A 13,457-nucleotide genomic window follows, 5' to 3' on the forward strand; every position below is an offset into this window, starting at 1 on the left:
GGGTTTGCGCCTTTCTGCGAGGCGTCAGTGGTTTTTCAGGGGGGTGAAACTAGATAGCATCTTCCAGCGCGTTGAGGTCGCGCCCACGGGTTTCCGGGGCGACAAAGGTCGTCACGAAACCGATCCCGGCCATGGCGACAAAGTACCCGGCAATCGCCCACCAGTGGCCGGTCCAGGTCAGCAGCGCGGCAGCCACCAGAGGCGCGGTACCGCCGGAGAGGATCGAGCCCAGCTCCTTGGCCAGGGCGAGTTTGGTGTAGCGGTTTTTTACGCCGAATATCTCGACGCTCCAGGCCGCCTGTACGCCGAAGATACCCAGGGAAGCGAGGCCCATGCCGACCACGATGGTGGTCATGACAATAGCCGGGTCGCGGGAATCCAGCAGCATGAACGCCGGGAAGGCGTAGAGCATCAGCAGCAGGCAGAAACAGCGGTACACGATGCGTCGACCGAACCGGTCAGACAGCCAGCCCGCCAAGGGGATGATCAAGAAGCCGAGGATCGACGCGATCAACACGGACTGGGTCGCGACAGATTTGTCCACCGCAAGCACCTTCACCACATAGCCGACGATAAACCCCTGGGCCAGGTAAGACGGGCCGTTCTCGCCAATGCGCAGGCCGACCATGGTCAGAAATGCCCGGCTGCCTTTCCAGAAACCAACCGGCTGTACAGGGGCAGTGAGGGCGTTATCGCGCTGCGCTTGCAATTGGGCCTTTCGAAGTTCGAACACCGGCGTTTCCCGCAGGTTGCGACGCAGCCACAGGGCGGCCAGGGCAATCAGCGAACTGCACAGGAACGGAATGCGCCATCCCCAGTCCTGCAGTTGCTGTTGATCCATTTGCACCACGGCAAGCCACACCAATGAAGCCAGCAAGGTCCCACTGTTGGAGCCCAGGGCAATCACCGAAGACACCAGGCCTCGTTGTTTGGCGGGCGCGAACTCGCCCAGCATCACCGTGCCTGCGGCCAATTCGGCGCCTGCACCAAAGCCCTGGGTAAAGCGCAGCAGTACCAGGCATGCCGGCGCCCAGATACCGATCGATGCATAGCTGGGGATCAAGCCGATCAACGTGGTGGAAGCGCCCATCAACACAACGGTCGAGACCATGACCACCTTGCGGCCCTTGCGATCACCCAGCCATCCGAAGAACAGCGCACCGATCGGCCGCGCCACAAAGCCCACCGACCAGGTCGCGAAGGTGGAAAGCAACGCCATCGCAGGCGACACATTGGGGAAAAACACATCGCCGAAGATAAGGCCCGCCGCCAGGCCATACAGGGCGAAGTCTGCGTACTCCATTGCCGTGCCCAGCCAACAAGCGAGGGTGGCGCGATACAACTCCCGGCGTCCTTGCGGGGTTATCAAGCTTTCATCCGCTGCGCCCCATGCGATAGGCGCATCGGGTTGAGCAGCACTTGCAACTGTCGACATCAAAAAACTCCTGATCCAAGGAAGGCCCGGACATGACCATTGGGTGTGTTTGTTCTGCTTCTACAGCTATCTACGCGCGTAGATAGCTGACCTTGAAAATCGGCCCGGGGTAAACCTCAAAGGCCGATGGTGGAGATCCTTGGGCGGATCTTAGGCAGGGTTGTATTGCAGTCGAATGACAGATGTGGCGGTGGATGCGTGCACGGCATCGCCAATGAAACGGCTCGGTGGAGGAAATTTCTCCGGCGTACGGAATTATCGCTCTAAACCCAAGAGGTTTCATAAAACCCGGCGGGAACCTGCTCCATTCTTATTCCTTAAAGAGCTACTTATAGTTCGGGTGCTTGAGTTGCCTTATACCAAGTACTGGAATCCCAAAAGATATGGAGTTTAGAGTTATGCGGAAAATTAATCTGATTAACAGCGCGATTGCAGCCTCACTGTTGTCTGTAGGCGTAGCTCACGCAGACATTACAACAGTCAATGGCGGCACCATTCACTTTCAGGGTGAAGTTGTTAACGCAGCTTGCGCAGTTGATACGGGCTCTACTGACCAGACCGTACAACTGGGCCAAGTGAGAACCGCGGCACTGAGCGCGGCCGGCCAGACCAGTACGGCTGTTGGTTTTAATATCCAGCTGAATGACTGCGATACCTCGGTTTCATCTCAAGCGTCTGTCGCGTTCACGGGTGTCACTGATCCCACCAATACCGAAGCGCTGGCCCTGGAAAGCTCTGCTGCCGGTGCTGCAACCAACGTCGGCGTTCAGGTTCTGGACCGCGTAGGCACCCCCCTGACATTTGACGGCGCCACGTTCAGCAACCCGTTGACCCTCAATGATGGCACCAACACCTTGCCGTTCCAGGCACGTTACATCGCAACGGGTGTAGCCACAGCGGGTACTGCCAACGCCAACGCGAACTTCAAAGTGCAATACCAGTAACCCGTAACTGACAAGGATGTGCTCAGGCCAGGAAGGCCTTCTTGATGTAATAAGTGTGTGTTCGCCAACAAGATTGACGTGAAAAAAATCATGATAACCGCAAAGACAATTCCAACCCTGCTCGCATTGGCAGTGGCTGTTCTCGCCAGCCCCACGGAAGCGGGCGTGGCCCTCGGTGCAACGCGCGTTATTTACCCTGCAGATCAGAAACAAACAGCGCTGGGATTAAGTAACAACAATAACAAGGACACCTTTCTTATCCAGTCCTGGGTTGAGAACAGTGAAGGCAAGAAAGACGGTCGGTTTGTCATTACACCGCCCTTGTTTGTGATGCAGGGGAAAAAGGACAACACGCTGCGTATTGTCGATGCCAGCAACAGTAGCCTGGCGAAAGACCGGGAAAGTTTATTCTGGATCAACGTCAAGGCCATTCCGTCTGTAGACAAGGCCCTACAGAAAGACAATACGCTGCAACTGGCAATCACCAGCCGGATAAAACTGCTGTATCGCCCACGGGATCTGAGTATTTCCCCGGAAGACGCACCGGCAAAGTTGACCTTCAAGCGCAGTGGGAAAACCCTGCTCATTACCAATCCCAGCCCTTACTTCCTGACCATCACGGAACTTGCTGCCGGTACTCGGACGCTGGAGAACGCGATGGCGCCGCCTATGGGCTCCGTGACAGTGGGCCTGCCTGGTGACACGGCCGGGGCGATCAGCTATCGAACCATCAACGACTACGGTGCGCTGACGCCAGTGATGAAAGGAACCGAGCAGTAAATAGTGTTGAGCGAATCAATCCCGGGTTATGGAGCTGGCGGTAACACACACATGAAAAATGGAACCTGGGAGTCAGCACGTAAAAGATCACTGTTATCACCCTTGGCGTTGGTTCTCGTAGTCCCCTTTTATTCGGCGCGTGCAGACAACTATTTCAACCCGCGATTCCTTGCCGATGACCCTGCATCAGTGGCGGATCTCTCTGCCTTTGAAAAAGGCCTGGAGGCGCCTCCCGGCACCTACCGTGTGGACATCTACATGAACGATGGCTACATGGCGACCCGGGACGTTACCTTCGCCAAAAGCCCCGATGGGCAGAAGCTGGAACCGTGCCTGACCCGCGCTCAACTCGCGTCCTTCGGCATCAACACGTTAGCCGTGCCCGAGATCATGGCCATGAAGAGCACGGCGTGTGTGCCGTTTACGCGACTCATCAACGACGCCACCAGCACATTCGACGTTGGCCTGCAGCGCCTTTCCCTCAGCGTTCCCCAGGCACTCATGGGCAGCCAGGCGCGCGGGTACATTGCGCCGGAACTATGGGATGACGGCATTACCGCGGGCTTGCTCAATTACAACTACACCGGCAGCGAAGTGCGCAGCGAAGAGGGCGGGACGTCGAGCTATTCGTACCTCAGCCTGCAAAGCGGGATCAACCTCGGCGCCTGGCGCTTGAGGGACACCACGACGTGGATCTACAGCCACGGCGCGGGGACGGAGGAGAACCAGTGGCAGCACACCAACACCTATCTGGAGCGGGGCATTTCCTCCTGGCACAGTCGATTGACCCTGGGCGACGGCTATACCGCAGGCGACATCTTCGACGGCATCAATTACCGGGGCGCTCAAATTGCGTCGGACGACAACATGCTCCCGGACAGCCAACGAGGGTTTGCACCGGTTGTACGCGGGATCGCCCGAAGCACGGCCAAGGTGTCGGTGAAACAGAATGGGTATGAAATCTACCAGACCACCGTGCCTCCCGGTGCTTTCACCCTCAATGACATCTATGCGCCAGGCACCAGCGGCGACTTGCAGGTCTCGGTGGTGGAGGCGAACGGTTCAACACAGACATTCACAGTGCCTTATTCGTCAGTGCCGATGCTGGAGCGTGAAGGCCACGTAAAGTACTCGCTGACGGCGGGGCAATACCGCAGCGGCAATGCACAGCAAGACACACCGGAGTTTCTCCAGGGCGCGGCATTCTGGGGTTTGCCCCATGACTGGACGGCCTTCGGAGGCACGCAGTTCTCGAACAATTACCGCGCCGTCGACATTGGTCTGGGCAAGAACCTGGGCGACCTCGGCGCGATATCGGCCGACCTGACCGAGGCCCATGCGACGTTGCCTGACGGCACTGAGCACCAGGGGCAGTCCCTGCGGTTTCTTTACAATAAATCCATCAATCAGTGGGGGACCAACCTGCAACTGCTGGGCTATCGCTATTCGACGAAAAATTTCTACACCCTGGCTGACACGGCCTGGAGCCGCATGAGCGGCTTCACGGTGGTCAACCAGGATCAATCTGTTCAGATAACGCCGCAAATCACCGATTTCTACAACCTCAACTACAGCAAGCGGGGTCGCTTCCAGGCCACCTTGACGCAACAGATGGGCAAGACATCCACGCTGTATTTAACCGGGAGCCAGCAGAGCTATTGGGGAACCGGACAGTCGGATGAGCAACTCCAGGTCGGGTACAACAGCACATTCGAAGACATCAGTTGGGGGGTGAACTACAGCCTGACAAAGAGCGCCTGGGCCGATAACAAAGACCAGTTACTGGCCATCAATATCAGTATTCCGTTCAGCCACTGGATGCGTTCAGACAGTCATTCGTCCTTTAAAAACACCAACGTCAGCATGAATGCATCCAGTGATTTAAAAGGGCGGGACACCAGCACGGCAGGGCTCTATGGTACGTTGCTTGACGATCACAACCTCAGCTATAGCGTCCAGACGGGATACGCCACGGGCGGGCACCAAGAGGCATCGAAAACCGGCAACACCTCGCTGAACTACCGAGGGCCTTATGGCAATGCCAACCTCGGCTACAGCACCAGTGACGACTATAGCCAGGTGTATTACGGCGTCAGCGGTGGGGTATTGGCGCACGCGGATGGCGTGACCTTCAGCCAGCCGTTGAACGACACCATGGTGCTGATAAAAGCACCGGGGGCAGATCATGTCGCCATCGAAAACCAGACCGGTATACGCACAGACTGGCGCGGATATGCCGTGCTGCCCTATGCGGTGGACTATCGCGAAAACCGCATCGCCCTGAACACGGATTCCCTGGCCAACAACATTGAGTTGGAAGACCCCATATCAAGCGTCGTGCCGACGCGTGGGGCGGTGGTGCGCGCCGACTTCAAGGCCCGCGTGGGGATGAAAGTCCTGATGACGCTGACCCACAACGACAAGCCCGTACCGTTCGGTTCAATCGCGTCTTATGGCGAGGGCCAGGCCGGGAGCATTGTTGCAGACGGTGGGCAGGTCTATCTGACCGGGCTGTCACCCACCGGGCAAATCAACGTGAAGTGGGGGGAGGGTGCGCAGGATCACTGCCGCGCAACGTACAGCCTGCCCGCCGAAAGCCAGGCGCAGGCCTTGAGTTATGCCTCGGCGGCGTGCCGGTAATCGAAACAGGAATGTGCCACCCATGAAAAAGTACCTTTGTGTCCTGGGCCTGATGCCGTGCTTCGCCAGTCACTCTTATGCAGCCGACACCAGCATTTCCATCACGGGTTACCTTAAAGACAATACCTGTTCGGTGTCGGTCGACTCCAAAGGGTTCACCGTGGACTTGATGAGCAACGCGGCCAAACAACTTGACCGAGTGGGGGCGACGACTGTTCCTGTGCCCTTCAAGATCGTCTTTGATAAATGCGGCAGCTCAACGACCGGGGTCAGGATTATCTACGGTGGAACATCAGACGAAGACAACAACACACTGTTGAAAATTGGCGCGGGCACTAATGCCGCCAGTGGTCTGGGTATACAGATACTGGACAGTGACAAACAGCCAATCCCTCTAAACGCCGCGCCCCAATCCCTTGGTTGGACCCCGCTGATCGCGGGCCAGTCAAATACCCTGAGTTTTTATGCGTGCCTGATGGCGACCCGTTCCCCGGTGACGGCGGGGGTCGTGAATGCGACTGCCGATTTTACCCTTGAGTTTCAATGAAGGAGGCCGGGAATGAACGGTATAAAGGCGGCCCTGCTGGCAGGGTTATTACTGACTGCCGGGATCATGAACGCCGATGCGGCAGACGTGACGATTACGGTCAACGGGCGAGTGGTAGCCCACCCTTGTACGGTCTCAACCCCGCCGGCAGCCGTGGTGCTGGGGGACCTGTACGCTTCTGATTTCAGTCAGGCGGGGGCAAGCTCTGCCTGGTACCCGGTGACGCTGGGCCTGACGGACTGCCCGGTGGGCACATCCAGAGTCACCGCCACCTTTACAGGCACTGCGGACAACACGGGTTATTACCAAAACCAGGGGAATGCGCTCAATCTTCAGTTGGAGTTGCAGGATACCAGCGGCAAAAATTTGAATAATGGAAACTCCACCAGTGTCCAGGTCAATGAGTCAACACAGTCAGCCAGCGTGTCGCTGCAAGTCCGTGCGTTATCCGTTAATGGCAATGCAACGCAAGGCAGCATTCAGGCCCTGATTAACGTGACCTATACATACTCCTAGTAAGGTGTGGAAGATGAAGATAAAAATCAGCGCCCTGCTCGTGCTGTTACTCACCTTGGGACTTTCAACCAGTGCCAATGCTTTTTTGTGCTATGTGAACGGTGTGATCTCTGTCGATGGCGGTGGGGGCAATAACGTGTATGTCAACCTGGACCCGTCCGTTCAAGTAGGCCAGAACATTGTCGTTCATTTGGGCAACAGCATCAGCTGCAAGAACCTGGCCCCTGCCGACTTCCAGGACCCCATAAGGATTATCTCCGGCCAATACACCGGGCCGCTGAATAACCTGACGGGCAGCATTACCTACTATGGAGCCTCGTATGACTTCCCCATCAACACACCCACTATTACCGTCAACCATACATGGGGCACACTCACGCCCTGGGACACCGTACTGTTTTTGAAAGTGATCGGCAGTGGCGCCTCTGGAATCACGGTCAACGCGGGGCAGATGCTGGCCAGGCTCACCATGGAGAAGGTTGACTCCGTTCCCTACCAAATCATTACCTGGAATATTTACGCCAATAACACCGTGGTTGTTCCCACGGGTGGCTGCGATGTCTCCTCACGCAATGTGACCGTAACCCTGCCTGATTACCCGGGATCAGCCGCAGTGCCATTGAACGTGCACTGTGCGCAAAACCAGAACCTGTCCTATTTCCTGACGGGTCCGACCACCGACAGCGCCAACACCACCTTTAGCAATACGGCTTCCGCGTCTCCCGCCTCCGGTATTGGCGTGCAGCTGTCAAACGCCAGCGGCGTGATCGCGACCAACCACAATATTTCGCTGGGCTCGGTCGGCGTCAGCCCCGTAGAGCTAGGGATGACGGCGTCCTATGCCCGCACCGGTGGGCAGGTCGTCGCAGGAAATGTGCAGTCCGTTATCGGTGTCACCTTCGTTTATCAATAGACGCCTCCAACAGGTCGGGGCATCCGCCAAGGCTTCACGTTCAACCAATAAAAGCCTTCTGCCATCTCCTCGGAAATTTCCCTGCGATATGCAGGAAAACGGCTTTCGTAATTCGCCAATAAAGACGGCAGCATGGCGGCAACGAAAACAGGGTCTGTACCAACATGATTTCTTTACGAATTCTCGTACTTGAGGATCGCCTGCCACGTCGCAAAGCCATTGCTCAGGCCTTGACGGTGCTGGGCGTGCGTGCGGTTTTCCAGGCGGGGGAATGTGAAAAAGCCCTGGACCTGATCACCCGTGCAGAAGGCGTGGACATCGTTATCTGCGACTTGAGCAACGAGAAGCTCGGCTATTTTGACTTCCTGATGCTCGCGGGCCGGGCACGCCTGGTGAATGCGCTGATTTTAGGCGCGACCCTTGAACCTCAGTTCTTACGGGCAGTGGAGTGCATCAATCAGTTTTCACAGCTCAAGTTGATTGGTGTGATGGGCGTTGTCGCGCCCGTGCAAGACCTGAGCACGATCCTGCGTGATTACATCAAGCACAAAACCTTTTCGCCGTTGTTGGTCACGGATTCCTTCAAGTTGCCTACCGAGCCCGAGGTCAGAAATGGCCTTGAGGCGCGGGAGTTCAAGGCGTGGTTCCAGCCCAAGTTCGACTTGCGGACCGGCGCCCTGTGCGGCGTGGAAGCGTTGGCGCGTTGGGAGCACCCAACCCGTGGGTTGCTGCTGCCCGGTGAGTTTCTGCCAGCGGTGCTGGCGTACGACCTGATCGACGACATGTTCAAGCAGGTGTTTGCCCAAGGCCTTGACCTGCTGGTTGCCCTGCGAGGCCGCAATATTACGCTGCAGGTTGCGTTCAATTTGCATGCGTCGCAATTGGCCCGTTTTGATTTGGCGCTGTACATCGAAAACGCATTGATTGAGCACGATCTTCCAGGCTCGGCATTGATGTTCGAGTTGGCCGAAAACGGCCTGCTGGATATGCCAGTGGCTACCCAGAAAAGTTTGCTGTGTTTGCGCCTGCTGGGGTGTGGCCTGTCGATCGATGATTTTGGCACCGGTTTTTCTTCGTTGACGTTGCTGTGCCAGCTGCCTTTCCAGGAGTTGAAACTCGACAGTTCGGTGGTGCAGGATTTATCCGACCTGCACAGCAAGGCCATGATGATCAGCACGATTGCGTTGGCCCGCGCGCTTGAGATCAGCCTGGTGATCGAAGGTGTCAGCAGCCAGGAAATACGCGACCAGGCCCTCGCCATGGGTGGAACCTTTGCACAAGGTTTTCACCTGGCCAAACCCATGAGTGCACGCCGCTTGAAAGAGTGGCTGGAATGACACAGCCGATCTGAAAATGACAACGCGCGAAGGGCAAAAATAACCCGCATTGTTCAGGTGCGGTTGGACTAGACTCTGCCGGTGTAGTCGCTTGCCTCCCTCTACGCCTTCTCGTTTCGTGGTCTGTGTCCAGATAAACACAATAAGTGAGATAGATATGCGCAAGGCGCTGGTAGTGGACGACCACCCGATAGTTCGGGCGACGGTCAAAATGGTCTTGAAACAGGAAGGTTTCGAAACAGTAGTAGAGGCGGGCGACGGTGCCGACGCTGTGCAACAGGCGCGTCAGGAGACGCCGGACCTGGTAGTGCTGGATATTTCGATGCCCAAGCTCGACGGCCTGGAAGTCATCCGGCGCATTATCGACCTGAATATCGCCACGCGAATTCTGGTCCTCACGTCCCTGGAAGCCGGGCTGTACCTCAAGCGTTGCATGAGCGCGGGCGCTGCCGGTTTTATCTCGAAGATCGACGACCTGGACGACCTGCGTCGCGCCGTCAAAGTGCTGATGTCCGGCTACACGTACTTCCCCAACCTGGCAATTGGTTCGGTTCGGCGCAGTGACGTCGAAATGAATGAAGCGCGGGTGATCGAAAACCTGTCGGATCGCGAGCTGGTGATCCTCAAGCATCTTGCGCAGGGGCGCAGTAACAAGGAAATCGGCGACTCGATGCTGCTCAGCAATAAAACCATCAGCACTTACAAGACGCGTTTGTTGGAGCGCTTTGAAGTGACGTCAGTCGTGTCACTTTCGGAAGTGGCCAAGCGCAACAGTATTATCTGATGAAGGCCGCCAAAACGATTGTTGCCGCGTTGCTGATCGCCGGGGTGCCATTACTGGCGCGGGCGGAACCGCACATTGCCGGCACGCCCGATTTCGAACTCGACATGGTGGTGCGCACCCAGGGTCAATCCACGCTCTATTGGGGTATGGCGCTGGCAGGGCTGGGTTCTATCCTCTGTTGGAACCTTGGGGTGCTGCTGTGGCGGCGCAAGGCCGATGACCCCCGTCGGGTCCTGGCGACATTTGTCGCCAACATGCGCGAGATGATCGATAACGTCCCGCGGCCGGTGTTCATTCGCGACCATGAGGGCCGCCTGGTCGCGTGCAACAACAGCTACCTGGATTTCCTGGCCATGGACCTCAACCAGGTCCTGGGCAAGCCCATCACCGAACTGCAACTGATGCCGTTGTCTGAATCCCGGCAATACCACGAGCATTACCTCAGGGTTGTGCGCGAGGGTGTCCCGCTGATTGGCAGCGGCAGCCTCGTCGCGCCGTACGGGGAAACGCTGGCGCTGTTCTACTGGATTTTCCCCTGCTTCAATGCTCGCGGGCGGGCGGTCGGGGTGATTGCGGGATGGGTGGATGTCAGTGACCGCGAACAGTTGATGATTCAGTTGAAGGCCTCACAAAAAGAGGCCGACGACGCCAACAACGCGAAGACTTTGTTCCTGGCAACCATGAGCCATGAAATTCGTACGCCCATGAACGCCGTGCTGGGCATGCTCGAAATGGCCAGCAAACGGGCCGAACAAGGCATTATCGATCGGGTGTCACTGGACATCGCCTCCAGCGCCGCCAACAGCCTGGTGGATTTGCTGGGTGACATCCTGGATATCGTGCGCATTGAGTCCGGCCAACTCACCCTGGCGCCGAAAAGAGCCAACCTGTATGACGAGGTGCTCAAGGTCGCCCGTATCTTTGATGGCGTTGCGCAGCAGAAATTTCTCGAACTGCAGATTGATCTCGACCCCCAGGCGGACTGTGAAGTGCTGGTCGACGCCATGCGGGTCAAGCAGGTTTTGTCCAACCTGTTGAGTAACGCGATCAAGTTTACCGTCAGAGGCCAGGTACGGTTTTTTCTGCGCTGCACCCCGGTGGTGGATGGCTCCGAGCTGGACCTGACATTGAGCGTCATCGACACCGGCATTGGCATCTCGCCAGAGGACCAGGCCCTGTTGTTCAGCCCCTTTACCCAGGTCGGCCAGCCAGCTGAGGCGATGCGTACGGGGTCGGGACTGGGCCTGGCCATTTCTCGCACGCTGTGCGAAATGATGGGCGGGCGCTTGACCTTGTCGAGTGAGCTGGGGCGGGGCACCCGCATCGACGTGAGCTTGCGCCTGCCGGTGCTTGAAAACCTAGCCCCGACCACCCACGACACAGTCTCGCCGGTGCTTCGAGCGAAGCGCCTGAGTGTGCTGGTGGTGGACGATTACCCGGCAAACCGTTTGCTGCTGTCCCAACAGCTGACGTACCTGGGGCATGACGTCGCCGACGCGGAGGATGGTGCACACGGCCTCAGGGCATGGCGCCAGGGTACGTATGACGTGGTGATCACCGACAGTCACATGCCGATCATGAACGGCTACGAGCTGTCCCGCGCCATCCGCGACGAAGAACAGCGCAAAGGCTCGAAACCCTGCGTCATCGTCGGCCTGACCGCCAATGCCCAGCCCGAGGAAAAACAGCGGTGCCTGAATGCCGGCATGGACGACTGCCTGTTCAAGCCCATCCGGCTCAGGGAGCTGAGTGCCCGGATGTCCATCATCGAGCCATTGGCACATCCCCATGAAGCGCCCTTGGCCATGGTGGGGCAGGGGATCAATCTCGACCTGACCTCACTGATCCAGTTGGCCCGGGGCGACGAGGACTCGGTCAGCACCATTACCAAGAACCTGGCGCTCAGCCTGGAAGAGGACATGTGCGTGCTGATGCAATGCTACGCAAACATGGACATCGAAGGCCTTGCCACGCTGGCACACCGGATAAAGGGCGGCGGGCGGATTGTCGGCGCACAGAACGTGCTGATTCGTTGTGCGCAGCTGGAAACGGCCTGTGAGGAGGCGGAGCCCGGCGAAGTGACCGCCGCCACCCTGGCCCTGGAGCAAGCCATGCTTGCACTAAAAGCGGCCTTGATCGCCTTGCCATGAAACCCCAGGGTCACGGGCCCTTGGGTCAGCCTTCGGACGTTTCCTGTTCGTGTCGGAAATTTCCGTTTGGCACACGGAGTTTTTCCAGAGGCCATTAGGACCAATCCTAAATACACAGCAGGGGTGGGGCGCAATAATTTACCGGTCCCCATCACCTGTGTAAGAACCGCCATGTCTTTCCTACCGATACGCGTTCTGGTTATCGAAGAACAGCCTTTCAAACGACTGATCGCAACGAGCGTTTTTCAGGATCTCGGTTGTGAAGACGTCACAGCGGTTGCCGACGGTGCTGCCGCGCTGGAGGTACTGGCGCTTAACGGTCCGGTGGACATCGTGTTGTGCAGTTTGAAACTGCAATGCACCCAAGGGCTGTCGCTGATCGAGGACCTCAGTCATGGCGGGCTGCTCAAGGCGCTGATCATTTGCAGTGTTTACCCGGCGAACCTGCACGGCGCCCTGGATCGCATGCTGTCGATGCACGGTGTGAAGGTGTTGGGGTATGTCGATACGCCCGTACGGGCCAGTGAGATAGGCCCCATGGTGGCCGGTTTCCTGGAGTCGCTGGCCGTGCGAAGAACGGACGTTTCAAGCTCCCTCAATCTGAAATGGTTCACCCAGTCCGCCTTGAAAAAGGCAATTCAGGAGAATGAATTCAGGGCGTTTTTCCAGCCAAAATTCAATTTGGTCACCGGCGCGGTGGACAGCATGGAAGCCTTGGCGCGGTGGGACAACCCAAGCTATGGATTGTTGTCACCGGCTGATTTCCTGCCCTTGCTGAACAGCTTCTACCTGATGGACGAGTTGTTTTTCGCCCTGTTTGAACAGGGCTTGATGGTGTGGCAGGAAGTCCTGGCCACCGGACGGCAGATGAATCTCGCGTTTAACCTGCAGGCGGAGCAATTCAGCAACCCGCAATTGGTCGCAGGTATCAGCGGGTTGATTGAACGTTATCAGGTACCGGCGTCCTGCCTGACCTTTGAAATTACCGAAAGCGGTTTGCTCGAAACTTCCCCGGCGGTGCTGGAGAGCCTGATCCGTTTGCGGATGATGGGCTCCGGGTTGTCCATCGACGATTTTGGCGTGGGGTTCTCATCGTTGGAGCGCCTGTGCCAGTTGCCCTTTACCGAGATAAAACTCGACGGCAGCTTCGTTCAGGACCTCGATACCAACGCCGCCAATCGCGCCATTGTCAGCAGCACCCTCGCGCTGGGTGAGGCGCTGAACATGTCGGTGGTGGTGGAGGGTGTCGAAACCGAAAAACAGCGCCAGTCATTGATCAAGCTGGGCTGTGTGCACGCTCAAGGTTATCTCTGTGCGCGGCCCATGAGCGCCAATCGGCTGCTGTTGTGGCTGGACTCGCAGCGCGCGTCGATCAACAACGTTTGAATACAGGCCATCAGTGCGGCTGAAT

The 13,457-nt window shown here is 57.5% G+C and carries 11 protein-coding genes; 10 read left to right on the plus strand and 1 reads right to left on the minus strand.

The window, feature by feature from the left end; genetic code table 11:
• Window positions 1–49 precede the first annotated feature (49 nt).
• On the minus strand, window positions 50–1,435 hold the full coding sequence (locus HKK54_RS26650; RefSeq protein ID WP_010170829.1) for an MFS transporter: 1,386 nt from the start codon (window positions 1,433–1,435) through the stop codon (window positions 50–52).
• A gap of 398 nt (window positions 1,436–1,833) precedes the next feature.
• Here HKK54_RS26650 and fimA point away from each other — a divergent pair, with 398 nt between their 5' ends.
• The 10 genes from fimA to HKK54_RS26700 all read left to right on the plus strand — a co-directional run bounded on the left by fimA (window position 1,834) and on the right by HKK54_RS26700 (window position 13,432).
• Complete coding sequence (fimA, locus tag HKK54_RS26655; protein ID WP_169388389.1) at window positions 1,834–2,379, plus strand: type 1 fimbrial major subunit FimA; 546 nt, start codon at window positions 1,834–1,836, stop codon at window positions 2,377–2,379.
• 57 nt (window positions 2,380–2,436) lie between these two features.
• A complete protein-coding gene (locus tag HKK54_RS26660; RefSeq protein WP_272902977.1) occupies window positions 2,437–3,159 on the plus strand; it encodes a fimbria/pilus periplasmic chaperone in 723 nt (240 codons plus the stop codon).
• A gap of 51 nt (window positions 3,160–3,210) precedes the next feature.
• Window positions 3,211–5,799 (plus strand): fimbrial biogenesis usher protein, encoded by a 2,589-nt coding sequence (locus HKK54_RS26665; protein ID WP_169388390.1) that lies wholly within the window; start codon window positions 3,211–3,213, stop codon window positions 5,797–5,799.
• Between the two features lie 22 nt (window positions 5,800–5,821).
• Window positions 5,822–6,346 (plus strand): fimbrial protein, encoded by a 525-nt coding sequence (locus HKK54_RS26670; RefSeq protein ID WP_169388391.1) that lies wholly within the window; start codon window positions 5,822–5,824, stop codon window positions 6,344–6,346.
• A gap of 12 nt (window positions 6,347–6,358) precedes the next feature.
• Entirely contained in the window at window positions 6,359–6,862 is a 504-nt protein-coding gene (locus tag HKK54_RS26675) for a fimbrial protein (protein WP_010170836.1), read from the plus strand.
• Window positions 6,863–6,875: 13 nt separating this feature from the next.
• Complete coding sequence (locus HKK54_RS26680) at window positions 6,876–7,775, plus strand: fimbrial protein (RefSeq protein WP_169388392.1); 900 nt, start codon at window positions 6,876–6,878, stop codon at window positions 7,773–7,775.
• A gap of 164 nt (window positions 7,776–7,939) precedes the next feature.
• Complete coding sequence (locus HKK54_RS26685) at window positions 7,940–9,112, plus strand: EAL domain-containing response regulator (protein WP_010170838.1); 1,173 nt, start codon at window positions 7,940–7,942, stop codon at window positions 9,110–9,112.
• Window positions 9,113–9,269: 157 nt separating this feature from the next.
• Window positions 9,270–9,896: a response regulator transcription factor gene (locus HKK54_RS26690; protein ID WP_010170839.1), complete on the plus strand. Its 627-nt coding sequence runs from the start codon at window positions 9,270–9,272 to the stop codon at window positions 9,894–9,896.
• On the plus strand, window positions 9,896–12,046 hold the full coding sequence (locus tag HKK54_RS26695) for an ATP-binding protein (RefSeq protein ID WP_169388393.1): 2,151 nt from the start codon (window positions 9,896–9,898) through the stop codon (window positions 12,044–12,046). The genes HKK54_RS26690 and HKK54_RS26695 overlap by 1 nt, the downstream gene beginning before the upstream one ends.
• A 171-nt stretch (window positions 12,047–12,217) precedes the next feature.
• Entirely contained in the window at window positions 12,218–13,432 is a 1,215-nt protein-coding gene (locus HKK54_RS26700; protein WP_010170842.1) for an EAL domain-containing response regulator, read from the plus strand.
• The last annotated feature ends 25 nt before the right edge of the window (window positions 13,433–13,457 follow it).

The organism is Pseudomonas sp. ADAK13 (assembly GCF_012935715.1).
Lineage (GTDB): Bacteria > Pseudomonadota > Gammaproteobacteria > Pseudomonadales > Pseudomonadaceae > Aquipseudomonas.

Bases quoted from the DNA above. Each gene is read 5' to 3' on its own strand.
- HKK54_RS26700 (WP_010170842.1), top strand. From the start codon at position 12,218: ATGTCTTTCCTACCGATACGCGTTCTGGTTATCGAAGAACAGCCTTTC.
- HKK54_RS26675 (WP_010170836.1), top strand. From the start codon at position 6,359: ATGAACGGTATAAAGGCGGCCCTGCTGGCAGGGTTATTACTGACTGCC.
- HKK54_RS26685 (WP_010170838.1), top strand. From the start codon at position 7,940: ATGATTTCTTTACGAATTCTCGTACTTGAGGATCGCCTGCCACGTCGC.
- HKK54_RS26690 (WP_010170839.1), top strand. From the start codon at position 9,270: ATGCGCAAGGCGCTGGTAGTGGACGACCACCCGATAGTTCGGGCGACG.
- HKK54_RS26650 (WP_010170829.1), bottom strand. From the start codon at position 1,435: ATGTCGACAGTTGCAAGTGCTGCTCAACCCGATGCGCCTATCGCATGG.
- fimA (WP_169388389.1), top strand. From the start codon at position 1,834: ATGCGGAAAATTAATCTGATTAACAGCGCGATTGCAGCCTCACTGTTG.
- HKK54_RS26665 (WP_169388390.1), top strand. From the start codon at position 3,211: ATGAAAAATGGAACCTGGGAGTCAGCACGTAAAAGATCACTGTTATCA.
- HKK54_RS26680 (WP_169388392.1), top strand. From the start codon at position 6,876: ATGAAGATAAAAATCAGCGCCCTGCTCGTGCTGTTACTCACCTTGGGA.
- HKK54_RS26695 (WP_169388393.1), top strand. From the start codon at position 9,896: ATGAAGGCCGCCAAAACGATTGTTGCCGCGTTGCTGATCGCCGGGGTG.
- HKK54_RS26670 (WP_169388391.1), top strand. From the start codon at position 5,822: ATGAAAAAGTACCTTTGTGTCCTGGGCCTGATGCCGTGCTTCGCCAGT.